The 19,382-nt window shown below is 61.5% G+C and carries 18 protein-coding genes and 1 pseudogene; 10 read left to right on the top strand and 9 right to left on the bottom strand.

Annotation, left to right across the window (positions count from 1 at the left end):
- Positions 1–138: 138 nt before the first annotated feature.
- The 4 genes from PSJE_RS04460 to PSJE_RS04475 all read right to left on the bottom strand — a co-directional run bounded on the left by PSJE_RS04460 (position 139) and on the right by PSJE_RS04475 (position 4,098).
- Positions 139–1,323 (bottom strand): porin, encoded by a 1,185-nt coding sequence (locus PSJE_RS04460; protein ID WP_090454960.1) that lies wholly within the window; start codon positions 1,321–1,323, stop codon positions 139–141.
- 209 nt (positions 1,324–1,532) lie between these two features.
- Positions 1,533–2,339 (bottom strand): sulfite exporter TauE/SafE family protein, encoded by an 807-nt coding sequence (locus PSJE_RS04465; RefSeq protein WP_090454959.1) that lies wholly within the window; start codon positions 2,337–2,339, stop codon positions 1,533–1,535.
- 9 nt (positions 2,340–2,348) lie between these two features.
- Positions 2,349–3,593, bottom strand: coding sequence for an FAD/NAD(P)-binding oxidoreductase (locus PSJE_RS04470; protein ID WP_090454958.1), 1,245 nt, complete (start codon positions 3,591–3,593; stop codon positions 2,349–2,351).
- Between the two features lie 163 nt (positions 3,594–3,756).
- On the bottom strand, positions 3,757–4,098 hold the full coding sequence (locus tag PSJE_RS04475; protein WP_057715210.1) for an ArsR/SmtB family transcription factor: 342 nt from the start codon (positions 4,096–4,098) through the stop codon (positions 3,757–3,759).
- A 118-nt stretch (positions 4,099–4,216) separates the two neighbouring features.
- On the opposite strand from PSJE_RS04475, the gene PSJE_RS04480 reads away from it, so the two are divergent.
- Positions 4,217–5,080: an MBL fold metallo-hydrolase gene (locus PSJE_RS04480; protein WP_090454957.1), complete on the top strand. Its 864-nt coding sequence runs from the start codon at positions 4,217–4,219 to the stop codon at positions 5,078–5,080.
- A 114-nt stretch (positions 5,081–5,194) separates the two neighbouring features.
- On the opposite strand, the gene bkdR is transcribed toward PSJE_RS04480, so the two are convergent.
- Positions 5,195–5,683, bottom strand: coding sequence for a Bkd operon transcriptional regulator BkdR (bkdR, locus tag PSJE_RS04485; RefSeq protein WP_007976593.1), 489 nt, complete (start codon positions 5,681–5,683; stop codon positions 5,195–5,197).
- Positions 5,684–5,868: 185 nt separating this feature from the next.
- Here bkdR and PSJE_RS04495 point away from each other — a divergent pair, with 185 nt between their 5' ends.
- From PSJE_RS04495 to PSJE_RS04515, 5 genes are all read left to right on the top strand, one after another.
- Positions 5,869–7,104: a 3-methyl-2-oxobutanoate dehydrogenase (2-methylpropanoyl-transferring) subunit alpha gene (locus tag PSJE_RS04495; protein ID WP_057715213.1), complete on the top strand. Its 1,236-nt coding sequence runs from the start codon at positions 5,869–5,871 to the stop codon at positions 7,102–7,104.
- Position 7,105: 1 nt separating this feature from the next.
- A complete protein-coding gene (locus PSJE_RS04500; protein ID WP_007988197.1) occupies positions 7,106–8,164 on the top strand; it encodes an alpha-ketoacid dehydrogenase subunit beta in 1,059 nt (352 codons plus the stop codon).
- The gene (locus PSJE_RS04505; protein WP_090454956.1) at positions 8,165–9,442 is read left to right on the top strand and encodes a dihydrolipoamide acetyltransferase family protein; all 1,278 of its coding nucleotides are present in this window, start codon (positions 8,165–8,167) and stop codon (positions 9,440–9,442) included.
- 3 nt (positions 9,443–9,445) lie between these two features.
- Positions 9,446–10,828 carry a dihydrolipoyl dehydrogenase gene (gene lpdA / locus PSJE_RS04510; RefSeq protein ID WP_090454955.1) on the top strand — a complete coding sequence of 461 codons (1,383 nt, stop codon included), beginning with the start codon at positions 9,446–9,448 and terminating at the stop codon, positions 10,826–10,828.
- Between the two features lie 268 nt (positions 10,829–11,096).
- A complete protein-coding gene (locus PSJE_RS04515; protein WP_090454954.1) occupies positions 11,097–12,116 on the top strand; it encodes a branched-chain amino acid aminotransferase in 1,020 nt (339 codons plus the stop codon).
- A 159-nt stretch (positions 12,117–12,275) separates the two neighbouring features.
- Here the strand turns inward: PSJE_RS04515 and PSJE_RS04520 are convergent, their stop codons facing one another.
- The gene (locus PSJE_RS04520) at positions 12,276–13,040 is read right to left on the bottom strand and encodes an ArsR/SmtB family transcription factor (RefSeq protein ID WP_090454953.1); all 765 of its coding nucleotides are present in this window, start codon (positions 13,038–13,040) and stop codon (positions 12,276–12,278) included.
- Between the two features lie 78 nt (positions 13,041–13,118).
- On the opposite strand from PSJE_RS04520, the gene PSJE_RS04525 reads away from it, so the two are divergent.
- The gene (locus PSJE_RS04525) at positions 13,119–14,228 is read left to right on the top strand and encodes a cytochrome P450 (protein ID WP_090454952.1); all 1,110 of its coding nucleotides are present in this window, start codon (positions 13,119–13,121) and stop codon (positions 14,226–14,228) included.
- A gap of 11 nt (positions 14,229–14,239) precedes the next feature.
- Here the strand turns inward: PSJE_RS04525 and dmeF are convergent, their stop codons facing one another.
- Together dmeF and PSJE_RS04535 are read right to left on the bottom strand one after the other, a co-directional pair.
- Positions 14,240–15,172 (bottom strand): CDF family Co(II)/Ni(II) efflux transporter DmeF, encoded by a 933-nt coding sequence (gene dmeF / locus PSJE_RS04530; protein ID WP_090454951.1) that lies wholly within the window; start codon positions 15,170–15,172, stop codon positions 14,240–14,242.
- A gap of 13 nt (positions 15,173–15,185) precedes the next feature.
- The gene (locus tag PSJE_RS04535) at positions 15,186–15,461 is read right to left on the bottom strand and encodes a metal/formaldehyde-sensitive transcriptional repressor (protein ID WP_057715220.1); all 276 of its coding nucleotides are present in this window, start codon (positions 15,459–15,461) and stop codon (positions 15,186–15,188) included.
- Positions 15,462–15,722: 261 nt separating this feature from the next.
- Here PSJE_RS04535 and PSJE_RS04540 point away from each other — a divergent pair, with 261 nt between their 5' ends.
- The gene (locus PSJE_RS04540) at positions 15,723–16,754 is read left to right on the top strand and encodes a D-cysteine desulfhydrase family protein (RefSeq protein WP_090457856.1); all 1,032 of its coding nucleotides are present in this window, start codon (positions 15,723–15,725) and stop codon (positions 16,752–16,754) included.
- A 3-nt stretch (positions 16,755–16,757) separates the two neighbouring features.
- Here PSJE_RS04540 and PSJE_RS04545 read toward each other — a convergent pair whose 3' ends face one another.
- A complete protein-coding gene (locus PSJE_RS04545) occupies positions 16,758–17,096 on the bottom strand; it encodes an FKBP-type peptidyl-prolyl cis-trans isomerase (protein WP_057715221.1) in 339 nt (112 codons plus the stop codon).
- A gap of 173 nt (positions 17,097–17,269) precedes the next feature.
- Between PSJE_RS04545 and PSJE_RS04550 the strand changes: the two genes are divergently transcribed.
- Together PSJE_RS04550 and PSJE_RS04555 are read left to right on the top strand one after the other, a co-directional pair.
- The gene (locus tag PSJE_RS04550; RefSeq protein WP_057715222.1) at positions 17,270–18,343 is read left to right on the top strand and encodes a sensor domain-containing diguanylate cyclase; all 1,074 of its coding nucleotides are present in this window, start codon (positions 17,270–17,272) and stop codon (positions 18,341–18,343) included.
- A gap of 402 nt (positions 18,344–18,745) precedes the next feature.
- Positions 18,746–19,382 (top strand): annotated as a pseudogene (locus PSJE_RS04555) (copper oxidase); the annotation flags it as partial.

Consider the following 19,382-nt stretch of genomic DNA (forward strand, 5'->3'; position numbering starts at 1 on the left):
TGCGTGTGTATGAGGCACGAGTGTACGAAGTCTGTGAGGTGCGACGAATGCTACTTGGGTAGCGGGTAGCCGCTTCGATGGGATGAGACGGTTGGCGACCCTCGCCGCGATGCGCACGGCCAGGGCCACCTCCCGGGGTTACCAGGTCAGCACCGCACCCACGGCAAAGGTGTCGGTGTCTTCGTTCTGCTCGTCGGTGTCGTGGCCATTGATTTCGAACTGGTTGTACTCGGCCACCAGCTTGAGGTTGTCGTTCACGTCATGGAACAACGCGATGCCGCGGGTCTCGTAGTCCGCGCCGCTGCCGACCACGCCGTTGCCATCGTCATTGGTCTTGCCATAGGACAAGGCCAGGCGGTTCTTGCCCAGTTTGTAGGAGCCCTGCATCAGGTAGCCGTCGCTGTCGACATTGCGCAGGGTCGGCTCGCCGGCATTGTTGGTGAAAAACGGGTTGATGCCCTTGGCCTGGAAACCGGAGCCGGTGAGGGACAAACCGCCCATCTTCGCCTGCACGCCATAACCGACACCCTTGGAGGTGACGGTCTCGACCGTGGAATCAGTGTTGTCCGAGGTCTGGTAGCTGCCGTTGACCCAGCTGTAGATCTTTGCCCCCGCCAGGTCGAATTGATAGGTGACTTCGCTCTCGGTACGCGGGTTTTCCTGATAGGCCTTGCCCGTCGGGCTGCTGTCATTGGTGTCCACCGGGTCCATGATGCCGACCGCCACGCGCAGACCGTCCATCACCGGGGTGCGATAGGTTATCTGCGAGGTCGGGAACGGATACGGATAACCGGTGCCGATGTTGCCGAACGACACCCCGCCGCCATCCACCAGCCCCAGCGTATCGCTGACCTGACCATAACCGGCGAGCATTTCGTCGAGCAGGATGTTGGAACGGGCGAACAGCCCGAAGTCCTTGCCGATCAGCACCTCGCCCCACTCCGGGTTGGCCACGGTGCCGAAGAACTGCCGCACATCGATGGCGGTGTCGGTGCCGTTGGTTTCGCTGTCGTTGATGGTGACCCAGAACGAGGCACGGGCGCCGAGCTTGAGGTCGTCTACCTGCTTGCCCATGTTGAACCCCAGGTAGTTGGGCAGGAACCCCATCTTGACCCGCGACTGTCGACGGTCGAACTGATCGCCGGCGCGATCGACATCGCTGTTCACGTAGAAGGCGTTGATGTAGCCGTCGGTGGAGAACGTGGTCTGGTCCTTGTCGTACAGCATGATATCCGCCTCGACCAGCGGGCTCAGGCCAAGGGCGGACAGGCTGGCGATGAAGGCAGGCAGAAAACGATGCGTGACGTTCTTATTGTTGTGCATGGCGCGCTCCGAAACGGGGGACTGAGTGTCGGAGGCGATTATCGAAACCTGACGGGCGGCGCCATACGCTGCCTTGGGGCTGGTTTTCAGGTGCTTTGGATTGGCTGGCGGTGTGTGACCACTATGGCGTAAGACCGCGTGTCGGTGAGGCTCGCCACTAAGGGTGTAGGCCTGTGGACCCCACTGGCATCCACAGGAACCGGTACCGGTCAGGCGTTGGCCCTGAACAGCATGTAGGCGGCGACCACGACGCAGATGCTGGCGAATCCGACCTGCAACGCCCTCGCCGGCACCCGGGCGCAGAGCTTGCGGCCGATGATCATGCCGACGATGCTGGAGACGATGAAGGCAATACCCGAATCGTCGATGCGCACCCCGGCATGGAACGCGCCGATCACGCCGATGCCGGAAATCAGGCTGATCACCATCAGCGACGTGGCGATGATCCCGCGCATCTGCACGTCGGTCAGTTGCTTGAAGGCCGGGACAATCAGAAAGCCGCCGCCCACCCCCAGCAATCCAGAGACCACGCCGGTTACTGCCCCGAGCGCGGCGAGGGTCGCGGTGCATTTGGCGGTCCAGGAAAAGCGCCCGGTCTGTTGATCGAGCATGCAGTTCTTCTGGCCCCAGTTGGCCTGACCATGGTCGCTGGGACCCTCGTCCTTGCGCTCGCGGCGCAACATCCGCCCGGCCACCATGACCATCAGCAGGCTGAACAGGATCATCAGGATTTTTTCCGGCAACTGATGGGCAAAGTAGATGCCTATCGGCGAAAACACCGCACCCAATGCCGCGATCAGCAGCGCTGCGCGATAACGCACCAGGCCATGGCGCAAGCCGTCGATGGCACCGACCGCTGCCGCACTGCCTACCGCGAACAACGCCACCGGAGCGGCCTGGGTCATGCTCCACCCCAACCCCAACACCAGGGCCGGGACCGCAAGGATACCGCCACCGGCGCCCGTCAAGCCGAGCACCAACCCCATCACTACACCAAACAGACTTGCCAGCAACATACGGAGTTCTCAGTCGACCCTGGACACACGTGTCAGCCACTCGCGGCCCTTGAGCATACCGTTCCAGTAGAACCACGGTAGCAGTGTCGCCTTCAGCCACCACGCCGAGCGGCGCGGGATCGTCGGGTCAAGGGGAAAGGTCGGCAGCAACTTGCCCGCGTACCCGAACTCGGCAAGGATCACCTTGCCCTTCTCCACCGTCAGCGGACAGGAGCCATAGCCGTCGTACTTCAGCGGCAGCGGTTGCTGCTTGCGCAAAGCCAGCAGGTTTTCGGCCACCACCACGATCTGCTTGCGCACCGCCGCAGCAGTTTTTGCATTCGTGGTGCCGCAGATATCACCCAGCGCGAACACACCTGGATAGCGCGGATGTTGAAGGGTGTGGGGATCGACCTCGCACCAGCCGGCGGCGTCGGCCAGCGGACTTTGGGCGATGAAGTCCGGGGAGACTTGTGGTGGCACGACATGCAGCAGGTCAAAGGTTTTTGCCTGGCGGGTAACATTGCCATCGGCATCCTTGACGTCGAACCACGCGGTTTTCGCCGGGCCGTCGACCTTGACCAGATTCGAGTTGAACGCCAACCGGGCTTTGTACTTTTCGATGTACTTCATCAGTGGCGGGACAAAGGTCGGCACTCCGAACAGTGCCGCGCCCGCAAGATTGAACTCGACGTCGATGTCGTTCAGCACACCGCTCTTGGTCCAGTGATCGCAGGACAGGTACAGCGCCTTTTGTGGCGCTCCGGCACATTTGATCGGCATGGCCGGCTGGGTGAACAGCACCTTGCCGCCGCGCAATGTCTGCACCTGGTCCCAGGTGTAGGTCGCGTACCGATAGCTGTAGTTGGAGGTCACGCCGTGCTGGCCGAGGGTGTCCTCCAGGCCTTCGATTTTCTCCCAGGCCAGGCGCAGGCCGGGGCAGACCACCAGGTTTTGATAGCCGACCGTACGCCCGTCACCGAGGGTGAGTTGGCGCTTGTCGGGATCGATGCCCGTCACGGCAGCCTGCAGCCAGTGGGCCCCGCGCGGCATCACCGACGCCATGGACCGCACGGTGTTTTCCACGTTGTAGGCTCCACCGCCGACCAGCGTCCAGGCCGGTTGATAGTAGTGCCGGGAGTCGGGTTCGATCACGGTGATGTTCAGATGCGGGCTACGCTTGAGCAGGCTGGCGACAAAGCCGATGCCTGCCGTGCCGCCGCCGATGACCACGATATCTGCACTGATGGATGGGCCCCAGTGTTGATCGTTCATTGCTTGTTCCTTTTGCTGCACGCAAGGATTGTTACGAGTCAAACCAAAAACCTGTGGGAGCGGGCTTGCCCGCGATGGCGTCAGGTCAGTCGCCATTAATGTTGGATGTGCCGGCCCCATCGCGAGCAAGCTCGCTCCCACAGGTTCGGTGTGTTGAATAAGATCAAGGTTGAACCCAGCTTTTGAGCACCGCCCCGCAGTACAGCCCGGAGAGGGTTTTCATCACCTGGATCACTTCGTGACTGGCGAGACCGTAAAAAATGTACTTGCCTTCACGACGGGTGGCGACCAGTCCTTCATCGCGCAGGATCCCCAATTGCTGGGACAGGGTCGGTTGGCGCACGCCGGTCATTTTTTCCAGCTCGCCTACGTTGCGTTCGCCCTGGGTCAGCTGACACAGGATCAACAGGCGATCCTCATTGGCCAGGGCCTTGAGCAGCGCACACGCCTTGGAGGCCGAGGCGCGCAGTTGGGAGACTTCACATTCGGTCAGACCGGATTGCATTTGCAGGATGCCTTCAACGTCACTTAAGCTGTAAACATTATGTTTAAACATATAATGTTGCAACCCATGACTGAAATTTCGCCGTCTGACTTTTCTAACCCTGCACAGGTTCGTGTCCATGCCCGCACTGATTGAAGCTTTCCTCGACCCCGCCTCCTCGACCTACAGCTACGTGGTCTATGAGGCTGATGGCGGGCAGTGTGCGATTGTCGATCCGGTGCTCGACTACGACGCAGCCTCCGGGCGTACCGCAACCACCCAGGCCGACAACATCATCGCCTTCGTCCGCGCCCGTCACTTGCAAGTGCAATGGCTGCTGGAAACCCACGCCCATGCCGATCACCTGTCCGCCGCGCCGTATCTGCGCAGGGAGCTTGGCGGCAAAGTCGCCATTGGCGAGTCGATCAGCAAGGTCCAGGACGTGTTCAAGACGCTGTTCAATCTGGAGCCATCCTTTCGCGTCGACGGCTCCCAGTTCGATCACCTGTTCGCCCCCAACGAATCGTTCATGATCGGCAACCTCAAGGCGACCGCCCTGCACGTGCCCGGCCATACTCCGGCGGACATGGCTTACCTGGTCGACAGCGATGTGATTCTGGTGGGCGACACGATGTTCATGCCCGACGTCGGCACCGCCCGCTGCGATTTCCCGGGCGGCAATGCCAATCAGATGTTCGCCTCGATCCACAAACTGCTGGCCTTCCCCGCCAGCGTGCGGCTGTTCGTCTGCCACGACTACCCGCCCAATGGCCGCGCGCCCCAATGCATGACCACCGTCGGTGAACAACGCAAAAACAACATTCATGTACATGACGGGATCGATGAAGCCGCGTTCGTGGAAATGCGTACACGACGTGATGCAGGGCTGGGCATGCCGACACTGTTGCTGCCGGCGATCCAGGTGAATGTGCGGGCGGGGAATTTGCCGCCGGCCGAGGACAACGGCGTGACCTACCTGAAAATCCCGCTTAACAAATTCTGACCCTGTAGGAGCGAGCTTGCTCGCGATGGACTTGAGGGCAACGCGTTTATCCAGAAGACTCGCGTTATCGTTAACGTCCATCGCGAGCAAGCTCGCTCCTACAGAGTAATCGTGTCAGTTGCCCAAAGTCAGGCCATTGGCTGGCAACGGCAGCGCGGTCTTGTACCGCACCTGCTTGAGCGCAAAGCTCGAACGGATGTTCGCCACCCCCGGCACCTTGGTCAGAAAGTCCATCATGAAGCGCTCCAGCGACTGGATGGTCGGCACCAGCACCCGGATCAGGTAGTCCGGGTCGCCGGCCATCAGGTAGCACTCCATCACCTCGGGGCGATCGGAAATCGCTTCTTCGAAATGCTGCAACGCCTCCTCCACCTGCTTCTCCAGGCTGACGTGAATGAACACATTCACATGCAGCCCCAGCAGGTCGGCATCCAGCAGCGTCACTTGCTCGCGAATCACCCCCAGTTCTTCCATGGCCTTGACCCGGTTGAAACACGGCGTGGGTGACAGGTTCACCGAACGCGCCAGGTCGGCGTTGGTGATGCGCGCGTTCTCCTGAAGGCTGTTGAGAATGCCGATATCGGTACGGTCCAGTTTGCGCATGAGACAAAACCACCTGTTTTTTATGTTTATGCAGGTTTTTTATCTGCAAATGATCTTTAGCGCAACGAAACAGAGAGAAATATTCTTCTTGGTCGGGCCTATGATTGTTGTAGGACAAGATTTCTTCTACCGAACGAAATCTGTCAGCTCACTACAAGAAATTCACAAGATCGAGCGTAGAAGCCATGACCCAAGCGTATGAACCGCTGCGCCTGCACGTCCCCGAACCCTCGGGCCGTCCCGGCTGTAAAACCGACTTCTCCTACCTGCATCTGACCGATGCCGGCACGGTGCGCAAACCCCCAATCGACGTTGAACCGGCTGACACGGCTGACCTGGCCCGTGGCCTGATCCGCGTGCTCGACGACCAGGGCAATGCCCTCGGCCCATGGGCCGAAAACGTACCGGTGGAGATCCTGCGCAAGGGCATGCGCGCCATGCTCAAGACCCGCATCTACGACAACCGCATGGTGGTCGCCCAGCGTCAGAAAAAGATGTCGTTCTACATGCAGAGCCTTGGCGAAGAAGCCATCGGCAGCGCCCAGGCCCTGGCCCTGAACATCGACGACATGTGCTTCCCGACCTACCGCCAGCAAAGCATCCTGATGGCCCGCGACGTGCCGCTGGTCGACCTGATCTGCCAGCTGCTGTCCAACGAGCGCGATCCGCTCAAGGGCCGTCAGTTGCCCATCATGTACTCGGTCAAGGATTCCGGTTTCTTCACCATCTCCGGCAACCTCGCCACCCAGTTCGTGCAAGCCGTGGGCTGGGGCATGGCCTCGGCGATCAAGGGCGACACCAAAATCGCTTCGGCGTGGATCGGCGACGGCGCCACCGCCGAGTCGGACTTCCACACCGCCCTGACGTTCGCCCACGTGTACCGCGCGCCGGTGATCCTCAACGTGGTCAACAACCAGTGGGCGATCTCCACCTTCCAGGCGATTGCCGGTGGTGAAGCCACCACCTTCGCCGGTCGTGGCGTCGGTTGCGGCATTGCCTCCCTGCGGGTCGACGGCAACGATTTCTACGCGGTCTACGCCGCCTCCGCCTGGGCTGCCGAACGTGCGCGCCGCAATCTCGGTCCGACCATGATCGAGTGGGTCACCTACCGCGCCGGCCCGCACTCGACCTCCGATGATCCGTCCAAATACCGTCCGGCCGATGACTGGAGCCACTTCCCGCTGGGCGATCCGATTGCGCGCCTCAAGCAGCACCTGATCAAGATCGGCCAGTGGTCCGAAGAGGAACACGCCGCCGTCAGCGCCGAACTGGAAGCCCAAGTGATCGCCGCACAGAAAGAAGCCGAACAGTACGGCACTCTCGCCGGCGGCCAGATTCCGAGCGCCGCGACCATGTTCGAAGACGTCTACAAAGAGATGCCGGAGCACTTGAAGCGCCAGCGTCAAGAGTTGGGGATCTGACATGAACGATCACAACAACAATATCGAGCTGGAAACCGCCATGACCACAACCACCATGACCATGATCCAGGCCCTGCGCTCGGCCATGGATGTGATGCTTGAACGTGACGACAACGTCGTGGTCTTCGGCCAGGACGTGGGCTACTTCGGCGGCGTGTTCCGCTGCACCGAAGGCCTGCAAGCCAAGTACGGCACCTCCCGAGTGTTCGACGCGCCGATCTCTGAAAGCGGTATCGTCGGCACCGCCGTGGGCATGGGCGCCTACGGTCTGCGCCCGGTGGTGGAGATCCAGTTCGCCGACTACGTCTACCCGGCCTACGATCAGATCATTTCCGAAGCCGCGCGCCTGCGTTATCGCTCGGCCGGCGAGTTCACCGCGCCGATGACCCTGCGCATGCCCTGCGGCGGTGGCATCTACGGCGGCCAGACCCACAGCCAGAGCATCGAGGCACTCTTCACTCAGGTATGCGGTCTGCGCACCGTCATGCCGTCCAACCCCTACGACGCCAAAGGCCTGCTGATCGCCTCCATCGAAAACGATGACCCGGTGATCTTCCTGGAGCCGAAACGACTGTACAACGGTCCTTTCGACGGCCACCACGAACGCCCGGTTACCCCGTGGTCGAAACACCCCGCCGCACAGGTTCCGGACGGTTACTACACCGTACCGCTGGACGTTGCCGCTATCGCCCGTCCGGGCAAGGACGTCACGGTGCTGACCTACGGCACCACCGTCTACGTGTCGCAAGTGGCCGCTGAAGAAAGCGGCGTGGATGCCGAAGTCATCGACCTGCGCAGCCTGTGGCCGCTGGACCTGGAAACCATCACCAAATCGGTGAAAAAAACCGGGCGCTGCGTGATCGTTCACGAAGCCACCCGCACTTGCGGCTTCGGCGCCGAACTGACGGCGCTGGTGCAAGAGCACTGCTTCCACTACCTGGAAGCGCCGATCGAACGCGTCACCGGTTGGGATACCCCTTACCCGCACGCGCAAGAGTGGGCGTATTTCCCAGGGCCGTCCCGAGTGGGCGCGGCGTTGAAACGGGTCATGGAGGTCTGAATGGGCACGCACGTCATTAAAATGCCGGACATTGGTGAAGGCATTGCAGAAGTTGAATTGTCGGTATGGCACGTCAAGGTCGGTGACATGGTCGTCGAAGATCAGGTGCTGGCCGATGTGATGACCGACAAGGCGATGGTCGATATCCCGTCGCCGGTGCATGGCAAGGTCATTGCTCTTGGTGGCCAGCCGGGCGAAGTCATGGCGGTTGGCAGTGTGCTGATCAGCATTGAAGTCGAAGGCGCGGGCAACGTTAAGGAATCGGCGCAACCGGCAGCTGTTGTTAAAGAAGCACCGGTTGCAGCAACGAAAGTCGAAACCGTGGTTGAAAGCAAACCGGTCGCTGCCCCGGCACCGAAAGCTGCCGTATGCCAGGGCCCGATGGTTGCTCGCGAGGCCGACGAGCGTCCGCTGGCCTCCCCGGCCGTGCGCAAGCATGCGCTGGACCTCGGCATTCAATTGCGCCTGGTGCGTGGCACCGGCCCCGCCGGCCGCGTGCTGCATGAAGACCTCGACGCCTACCTGGCCCAGGGTCAGTCGAACGCTTCGGCACCGGTGGCGGCTGCTTACGCCCAACGTACCGATGAACAGCAGATCCCGGTGATCGGCATGCGTCGCAAGATTGCCCAGCGCATGCAGGACGCCACCCAGCGCGCCGCCCACTTCAGTTATGTCGAAGAAATCGACGTCACCGCCGTGGAAGAGCTGCGCGCGCACCTCAACGAAAAACATGGCGCGACTCGCGGCAAGCTGACTTTGCTGCCGTTCCTGGTCCGCGCCCTGGTCGTCGCCCTGCGTGATTTCCCGCAGATCAACGCCCGCTACGACGACGAAGCCCAGGTCATCACCCGCCTCGGCGCGGTGCATGTCGGTATCGCCACCCAGGCGGATATCGGTTTGATGGTGCCGGTGGTGCGTCATGCCGAAGCCCGCAGCCTGTGGGACAGCGCCGCTGAAATCTCCCGCTTGGCCACTGCCGCCCGTAACGGCAAGGCCAGCCGCGACGAGTTGTCCGGCTCGACCATCACCCTGACCAGCCTCGGGGCCTTGGGCGGCATCGTCAGCACCCCGGTGCTGAATCTGCCGGAAGTGGCGATAGTCGGCGTGAACAAGATCGTCGAACGGCCAATGGTCATCAAAGGCCAGATCGTGATCCGCAAGATGATGAACCTCTCCAGCTCCTTCGATCACCGCGTGGTCGACGGCATGGACGCGGCGCTCTTCATCCAGGCCATCCGTGGCCTGCTCGAACAACCCGCGACCTTGTTTGTGGAGTAAGTCATGCAGACCCTCAATACCACGCTGCTGATCATCGGCGGCGGCCCCGGCGGTTATGTGACGGCGATCCGTGCCGGCCAACTGGGCATCCCGACCATCCTGGTGGAAGGCCAATCCCTGGGCGGCACTTGCCTGAACATTGGCTGCATTCCGTCCAAGGCACTGATTCACGTCGCTGAGCAGTTCCATCAAACGCAACACCACAGTCAGCATTCGGCCCTGGGCATCAGTGTTTCGACGCCCACCCTGGACATCGGCAAGAGCGTGGAATGGAAAGACGGCATCGTCGATCGCCTGACCACCGGCGTCGCGGCGCTGCTGAAAAAGAACAAGGTCCAGGTCGTTCAAGGCTGGGCCAAAGTGGTTGACGGCAAAACCGTGGAAGTTGGCGACACACGTATCCAGTGTGAACACCTGGTGCTGGCCACCGGTTCCAAAAGCGTGAACCTGCCAATGCTGCCGATTGGCGGGCCGATCATCTCGTCCACCGAGGCCCTGGCGCCGACATCCGTGCCCAAGCGCTTGATTGTGGTCGGCGGTGGTTACATCGGCCTGGAGTTGGGCATTGCCTATCGCAAGCTCGGCGCCGAGGTCAGCGTGGTGGAAGCGCAGGAACGCATCCTGCCGGCCTACGACGCCGAACTGACTCAGCCGGTGCACGACGAACTGAAAAAACTCGGCGTGAAGCTTTACTTGAAACACAGCGTGCAAGGCTTTGATTCTTCTAACAATACCTTGCAGGTGTTGGAACCGAACGGCGAGACCCTGAACCTGGAAACCGACCAGGTACTGGTGGCCGTCGGTCGCAAGCCGAACACCCAGGGCTGGAACCTCGAAGCGCTGAACCTGGACATGAACGGTTCCTCGATCAAGATCGACAACCGCTGCCAGACCAGCATGCGCAACGTGTATGCCATCGGTGACCTGAGCGGCGAACCGATGCTCGCCCACCGGGCCATGGCCCAGGGCGAGATGGTCGCCGAGCTGATCAGCGGTAAAACCCGCGAGTTCAACCCGACCGCCATCGCCGCCGTGTGCTTCACCGACCCGGAACTGGTGGTGGTCGGCAAGACCCCGGACGAGGCCAAGGCCGCAGGTTGGGACTGCATCGTGTCGAGCTTTCCGTTCGCCGCCAATGGCCGGGCGATGACCCTGGAGTCGAAAAGCGGCTTCGTGCGGGTGGTCGCCCGTCGGGATAATCACGTGATTGTCGGCTGGCAGGCGGTGGGCGTCGGCGTGTCGGAGCTGTCCACGGCGTTTGCCCAGAGCCTGGAGATGGGCGCGCGGCTGGAAGACATCGGCGGCACCATCCATGCACACCCGACCCTGGGTGAGGCGGTGCAGGAAGCGGCGTTGCGGGCCCTTGGCCACGCATTGCACCTGTGAATCAGGGCGATCGGTGGTGTCCGTGATGGCCTCTTCGCGAGCAAGCTCGCTCCCACAGGGGATTTGTGGTGTTTGCAGGACCTGATGGCCTACAAAGATCAAATGTGGGAGCGAGCTTGCTCGCGATTCTTGAGAACGACGCGATTTCTGCCGATCAGCCGATAGTCTGGGCTGCGATTTAGCCCAAGAATGAAGTATTGTTGTCCCCATCCAAAAAACGTCAGAAGCCTTGAACCGTTTCGACGGTTGTTCAGTGATAGAGGGTGTCATGGGTAACGAAAGCATCAATTGGGACAAGCTGGGTTTTGACTACATCAAGACCGACAAGCGCTATCTGTCGTACTTTCGCAATGGCGAGTGGGACAAAGGCACCCTGACCGAAGATAACGTGCTGCACATCAGCGAAGGCTCCACTGCCCTTCACTATGGCCAGCAATGCTTCGAAGGCCTGAAGGCCTATCGTTGCAAGGACGGCTCGATCAACCTGTTCCGTCCGGACCAGAACGCCGCGCGCATGCAGCGCAGCTGCGCCCGCCTGCTGATGCCGCACGTGTCCACCGAGCAGTTCATCGAAGCGTGCAAGGAAGTGGTGCGTGCCAACGAACGTTTCATTCCGCCGTACGGCACCGGCGGCGCGCTGTACCTGCGTCCGTTCGTGATCGGCGTGGGTGACAACATCGGCGTGCGTACCGCGCCGGAGTTCATCTTCTCGGTGTTTGCGATCCCGGTCGGCGCCTACTTCAAGGGCGGTCTGACCCCGCACAACTTCCTGATCTCCAGCTACGACCGCGCCGCGCCACAAGGCACCGGCGCCGCCAAGGTCGGTGGCAACTACGCCGCCAGCCTGATGCCGGGCTCCCAGGCCAAGAAGGCGCATTTCGCCGACTGCATCTACCTGGACCCACTGACTCATACCAAGATCGAGGAAGTCGGTTCGGCCAACTTCTTCGGGATCACCCACGATAACAAGTTCGTGACCCCGAACTCGCCATCGGTACTGCCGGGCATCACCCGTCTGTCGCTGATCGAACTGGCCAGGTCCCGCCTGGGTCTGGACGTGGTCGAAGGCGACGTGTTCATCGACAAGCTGGCGGACTTCAAGGAAGCCGGTGCTTGCGGTACTGCGGCGGTGATCACGCCGATCGGCGGCATCAACTACAACGACCACCTGCACGTGTTCCACAGCGAAACCGAAGTCGGCCCGATCACCCAGAAGCTCTACAAAGAGCTGACCGGCGTGCAAACCGGCGACATCGAAGCGCCAGCGGGCTGGATCGTCAAGGTTTGACCTGACGCCAGATGCACAAAAGCCCCCCATCGGGTGACCGATGGGGGGCTTTTTGTTTGCATAGTACTGACGAACCCACCACTCCCCAGTGGGAGCGAGCTTGCTCGCGATGACGGCATTGCATTCAACACAGAAACAACCGGAATACACGTTCGTCAGTCAGCGAATGTTCCCGAACTCCGCCGAACCTGCCGCAATTTTCGAAACTTTGACATTACCCTCAACCACCAACGGCAACCCGATTCCAAACCGCCTTCCAAACTCCTTGCGCCCCAACGCCGTCAACACCAACGCCCGACTGTCCAGATCCTGGGTCACCCACTTGCGCTTGAGTGCCGTTTGCAGCAACGCCGCGCCCAGCGACCCGCCCAGATGTGGCCGACGCATGCTCCAGTCCAGGCACGGGCAGGCGAAACGACGGCGCAAGGTGCTCAAGTCCTGCGTCTCGATCCCGAGCCCTTGAAACATTGCCGTACCGCTGTCGCTCAAGCGATAGGCCTGTTCGTCGGTTTCCTCAAGCCAGCCCGCTTCAAGCATCCGGTCATGCAGCAGCACGGCCAGGGTTCCCGCCATATGGTCGTAGCAGGTGCGGGCAAATTGCAGGCGATCCGGGGTCCGTGCCCGAAAGCTCGGCGCGGTGTTCTGGCCGATCACCATCAGGGCCTCCAGGGCCTGGGCCACGCGTTTGTCCGCCAGGCTGTAATAGCGATGACGCCCCTGAACGTGCAGCCGCACCAGCGCCAGCTCCTTGAGCTTGGCCAGGTGGGCACTGGCGGTCGACGCGCTGACTTCGGCCACCGCCGCCAGTTCGGTGCTGGTGCGGGCATGGCCGTCCATCAGCGAACAAAGGATTTTCGTCCGCGCCGGCTCAGCGATGGCTGCCGCCACCTGCGAGACGCCGATGTCGTGTTGTTCTGCGCTCATATTTCGCTCCCGGACGAATCAATGCCCTTTCGGACTGGAGATAGTAGCAACACTTTCCAACAACCAAAGGCTGTGCCCATGGACCCGATCATCGCTGCGACCCATGCCGATCCTTATCCCTACTACGCACAACTTCGTGCCGAAGGTGGGCTGGCTTTTCATCCGGGGCTGAACATGTGGGTGGCCAGCAGCGCCCGGGCGGTGGCCGCCGTGCTGGCGCATCCCGATTGCCACGTTCGCCCCGCGCAGGAGCCAGTCCCCAAGGCGATCGCCGACGGCATGGCCGGCCAGGTGTTCGGCCAATTGATGCGCATGAATGAAGGTGAACGCCAGCGTTGCCCACGGTCGGCGATTGCGCCGGGGCTGGAGTTGATCGATGCGCGGGAAGTCGAGGCCCTGGTCAGCGCCCGATTGATGACCGCCGATGCCGCTGGTCTGTACAACGCCATGTTTCGCGGACCGGTTTGCGTGGTGGCGGCGTTGTTGGGGTTCACCCCGGCTCAGGGCCGCGCCATCAGTGAGTTGACGGCGGATTTCGTCGCCTGTCTGTCACCCTTGAGTGACGCGGCACAATTGACCGCCGCCCACGCTGCCGCCGAACAATTGAGCGGTTATTTCATCGAATTGCTCGACGATCCGTACAACCACAGCCCTTTGCTTGCAGGTATCGGCCAGCGCTTCGCCTGCGGCGCGCCGCAAACCCTGATCGCCAACCTGATCGGCCTGTTCTCCCAGACCTTCGAGGCCACTGCCGGGCTGATCGGCAACGCCGTGCTGGCATTGATTCAACATCCGTCGTTGCGCAGCGAATCTCCCCCGGTCGAAGACCTGCTGGCCGAAGTACAGCGCTTCGACCCGCCGGTACAGAACACCCGCCGCTTCGTCGCCGCCCCCTGCGAAATTGACGGCGTGAGGCTGAACGCCGCAGACGTGATCCTGGTGCTGCTGGCCTCGGCCAATCGCGACCCCCAGCTCAACGACAGCCCCGACACCTTCCTGCTCGACCGCCCGAACCGGCGCAGCTTCACCTTCGGCGCGGGGCGCCATCAATGTCCGGGGCAACGCCTGGCGTTGAGCATTGCCAGCGCTACGCTCAAGCAGCTTCTGGCGATGAGGCCGGCACTGGACCATCTGAAGCGGGAATACCGCCCCTCCACGAATGGACGGATTCCACTGTTCCGTGAATGACCGAAAGCCGCTCAAGCAACGCGGTGTTCGACGGTCAGGTGAGACAGTTCATGGACCGGCGCCAGGCGTTCGCGAATGGTGTCGGCACTGACATTGGCCGCCGCCACAACGCTGACAATCGCGGCCCGTGCCTGGGGGCCGACCTGCCAGACATGCAGATCGCTGATGCGCACATCGTCCGACGACTCCAGCAGTTCACGAATCTCGTCGGCGACGTGTGTATCCGTGACATCGAGCAACACCGCTGCGCTGTCACGCATCAGTCCAACGGCCCATTTCGCGATCACGATGGCGCCCACAATGCCCATCACCGGGTCCAGCCACACCCATCCCAGATAGCGCCCCGCCAGCAATGCGGCGATCGCCAGCACTGAAGTCAAGGCATCGGCCAGCACATGGACATAGGCCGAGCGCAGGTTGTTGTCGTGATGGTGATGATGGCCGTGCTCATGGCTGTGGCCATGATCGTGGCCATGATGGCCGTGGTCGCCCGCCAGCAAAAAGGCACTGGCGATGTTCACCGCCAGCCCCACCACCGCAATCACCGTCGCTTCGGTGAATGCCACGGTCGTTGGCTGAAACAGGCGATAAACGGATTCACCGGCAATGCCGAGAGCCACCAGCCCCAGCACCATGGCCGAGGCAAAACCCGCGAGATCCCCGACCTTGCCGGTGCCGAAGCTGTAACGCGCGTTGTTGGCATTGCGCCGTGCAAACCCATAGGCCGCCGCCGCGATGCCCAAGGCCCCGGCATGGGTGGCCATGTGAAAACCATCGGCCAGCAGCGCCATGGAACCGGTGATGTAACCGGCGGCAATTTCGCCAATCATCATCACAAACGTCAGCGCCACCACCCATAAGGTGCGTCGGGCGTTTTCATCATGGGATGCGCCGAGAAAGACATGGTCGTGAGAAAAGCGCGAAGCCTGTGGTGTCAGTGTCATGGAATTCAGGCCTCTATTTGGCATAACGACGGATGGCCAGCAGCAGGTCTTCCACGCCCTGGGCGCGATCTTCATCGCTCAGGTCCGGATGGGCCACGTGCTCGCGGGCATGGGCGTCGATGAACTGCTCCAGCAGACCATTGACCGCGCCCCGGATGGCGGCCACCAGATGCAGGGTCTTGGCGCAATCGGCATCGGACTCAAGCGCTCGCTCCACGGCTTCCACCTGCCCGGCAATCCGCCGCACCCGCTTGATCAAGTCATCCTTGTGTTCGTGAATGTGCGCCATACCTATACCCCCTACCCCTATATGGCACCTATGGTCGCCGATAGTGCGGAGCCTGGCAAGGCACAACCCGATGACGGTCGGTTTGGCGTGACATCGATTTTCGCCGGCCGGTTGGCCGCTGAGCGTTTGGGTTCAACCCCCCCTGCTGCCCGGCTGGATTAGTTACACCGGGTTAAAACAGTCATGACGGGCAGTGCGTTTATCCCGCCGGCCTTTCTCCATAGAGTCACCAGGATCATGGTGAACAACGAGGTTCGATCGATGCAAACCCAACTGGACAAGTCACTGAGTGTTTTTGCGCGGGCAGACCTGCTGCAAGGTCCCACGCCCATTCAGCGGGCTGCGCGACTCGAACAGCTGCTGGGCCTCGACAAGCAGGGTATCGGCCTGTTTCTCAAACGCGACGACCATATGTTGATCGGCGCGGGCGGCAACAAGCTGCGCAAGCTTGAATTCCACATCGGCGCAGCACTGCAAGCCGGAATCGATACGATCATTACCGTGGGCGGCATCCAGTCCAATCATGCCCGCCTGACCGCCGCGGTATGCGCCCGGCTGGGCATCGCCTGCGAGCTGCTCCTGACCCGGGCCGTGGCCAAGGCCGAGGTGGATTACGAGCTCAACGGCAATGTGCTGCTCGACCAGTTGTTCGGCGCGCAGATGCAGGTGTTTGCCGGCGGTACCGACTCACTGGCCAAAGCCGAGGCCAGGGCGGCGCTGCTTCGAGACTCCGGGCACAAGGTCATGGTGCTGCCAACCGGTGGCTCGACGCCCCTGGGCAGCCTCGGCTATGCCCGCTGCGCAGCGGAGATCGCCCAACAAGAGGCCGAACTGCAACTCAGGTTCAATCAAGTGGTGGTACCCAATGGCAGCGCCGGCACACATGCCGGGCTCGCGGCGGGTTTCCGGTTGCTGGGCCGGGGTACGTCCGTGGTCAAGTCGTTCTCGGTGTTGTCCGACCAGGACTCGTCAGTGGCGAGAACCCTGCAACTGACCCGCGAAACATTGGCGCTATTGGGCAGTAGCGCCGAGGTGCGCGCTGACGAGATGGCGATTGACGGCAGCCAGCTGGGTACCGGCTATGGGCTGCCAACCGCCGCCATGCAGGACGCGGTACGCCTGATGGCGCGTGCCGAAGGCCTGTTGGTCGACCCGGTGTACTCCGGCAAGGCGTTTGCCGGGTTGCTGGCCGACCTGCAGCAAGGGCGCTTCGTCCCCGGGGACAATGTGCTGTTCATCATGACCGGCGGAACACCCGGCCTGTATGCGTACCGGGAAACGTTTCAGGCCTGACGGTCAATCATCCCGCGTCAGCACTTCCAGCAATTCGATTTCGAAGATCAGGTTCGAGTTCGGCGTGATCTTGCCCATGGTGCGTTCGCCATAGGCCAGGTGCGCCGGCACCAGCAACTTGCGCTTGCCGCCGACCTGCATGCCCATGATGCCCTGGTCCCAGCCCTTGATGACCCGCCCGGTGCCGATCACGCACTGGAAGGGTTTGCCACGACTGTATGAAGAGTCGAATTCGGTCCCGTCCTCCAGCCAGCCACGGTACTGGGTGGTGATCAGTGCGCCTTTTACGGCGGCTTTTCCGTCACCCACCTGAAGATCGATTACCTGAAGCTCGTCATTCATTGATTTCACTCGTATGCTCACTCGCCCTCTAGGGCCTGATGCGCGCCGTTTTCCCAGATTTGTCCTCGATTGGCAACCATTGCCGCCTCCGCGCGCGACGTTTAAAGCTGTTTGCTGAACTAAAATAATCAACAATTACCCGTACGGTTCTCCGCCCTGATGGCCATCCCCGAATGATCCTGCTCTGGACCAGCGTCATCCTTGGTTCAATGACGCTCAGCCTGATCGTCGTGCTGGCTTGGCGCGAACGCTATCTGCAAAAGCAACTGGCGGAGTATCGCGCGATCATCAATAGCCTGTCCGAAGGCCAGAACATCCACAAGGATGACGACGCCGAGCGCTTCAAGCGCAGCCAGTATTTCGCTCGTATCGGCACCTGGGACTGGGATGTCGACACCGACCGGTTGTATTGGTCAGATGCCATTTTCGGCATGTTCGGCTTCAAGATCGGCGAAGTGACGCCCTCTTACGCCCTGTTCTGTTCCTGCGTGCATCCGGAAGACCGGCTCAGGGTTCGGGCCGGCGAACTGCGTTGCCTGGAAACCGGTGAAAACCATGATGAGGAATACCGCGTGGTGTGGCCCGACGGAACGATCCGCTGGCTGCGGGAAACCGGCAACGTGGTCAAGAACGACCACGACGAAACGATCAAGATGATGGGTGTGGTACGCGACATCACCGAAGAAAAGGCTTCGGCCAACTACCTCAAGCACCTGGCCCATTACGACCCGTTGACCGGCCTGCCCAATCGCCTGGTGCTCGAAGAGCGCCTGTCCGAAGCGCTGGAGTTGGCGCGCACCAGTGCCACGCGGGTGGCGCTGGTATTTGTCGACCTCAATGGCTTCAAGGCCATCAACGACCGCTATGGGCATGCGGCCGGCGACCGCGTGCTGGTCACGACCGCCACGCGGCTAAAGCGCATCCTGCACGGCACCGACACCGTCGCCAGGATCGGCGGCGACGAATTCGTGGTCATCCTCCAGGACCTGCCCCAAGGCAAAAGCCTGCAAGACGAAGCGCGCACGATCTGCCAGAAAATCTTCGTCGAACTCTCCCCGCCCGTCACCCTCGGCAACGACCAGCGCCACATCGGCACCAGCCTCGGCGTCGCCGTGTTCCCCGATCATGCGCCGAGCATCGATCGCTTGCTGCACATTGCCGACCTGGCGATGTATGAGGCCAAGCGCAGCGGGAACAATCAGTATCGGTTGGGCACCGAGAGCCTGGTGCGGGCACACAGCGAATAGCGCTTCGTCCTTGAATGCATTGCGCATCAATGCATACCAACAATGCAATTAACCTCTCGATGCCCCTGCTCCACTATCCGCCCCAACAAGAACCGTGCGCCGGGTCCTTTGTGAATCCATGTCGCCCCAGAGCAAGCAGTCCCTACCGGTTGGCGAAACAGGGCCGCTACTCCCATAAATGGGGGACTACACCCACTCAACCGGGTGTTTACCACCTAATTTGAGGAATATCCCCACCCTACACTTCACCAAAAAGACACATTTTGAAACAACTTACTTATTACTCAGTATCTTCCTCATCCATGGCCCGACGGTTGCATAGCCCCTTGCAACGCAGGCAGATGCTGTCACCAACCGGGGATGGCGGGTTTCGCCGTTGCGCTATGTCGCGAGGGGAACCTCATGAAAATCATTGCATCGTCGTTCAATTCGTTCCGTTTCTTAAGGGTTTCGGGCGCAGGCTGTGTACTGTTGATCACCTTCAGTCTGTCCCCGGTCAACGCAGCACCGCTTGACGATGTCAGCCCGCCGCCGCCAACAGATCCTTCGGCGTATACCAACCCGCCGACCGACTTCAAGGCCGCGCTGGATGCCCTAAAGGCCATGCCACCCGCCAACCAGGGTTCCATCGCCTTGCCCAATGGCGTGTTCGGCACCCGCACCACGCCAACGACCGACAACGTACTACCGCCAGCCCTGCAGACATCCTTCAAAATCCCCACCAACGGCAAGCCCAGCCCGTTGTTCGGGGCCCAGCCGTATACGCAGCAACTGCTGCTGTTCGAAGAATTCGGCACGGAAAAACTCGACCCGACACTGCCGCCGCCCACCCTGACCTTCCCGGTTCCGATCGTCGGCCCGGCGCCCACGCAGGACCCGAACAACATCGCCCGTAGCGGCCCTTCGGCCGCGGCGCTGGAAGCCTTCATGCGCCAGCCGGGGCTGTACCCGTTTCCGGCGCAGTATTCCAACGTGCTGGACCGCAACCCGTGGAAAGCGCAGATCGAAGCCTTCCTCAACCGCCATCCGGTCGGCTCGC

The organism is Pseudomonas jessenii (assembly GCF_002236115.1).
GTDB lineage: Bacteria > Pseudomonadota > Gammaproteobacteria > Pseudomonadales > Pseudomonadaceae > Aquipseudomonas > Aquipseudomonas jessenii.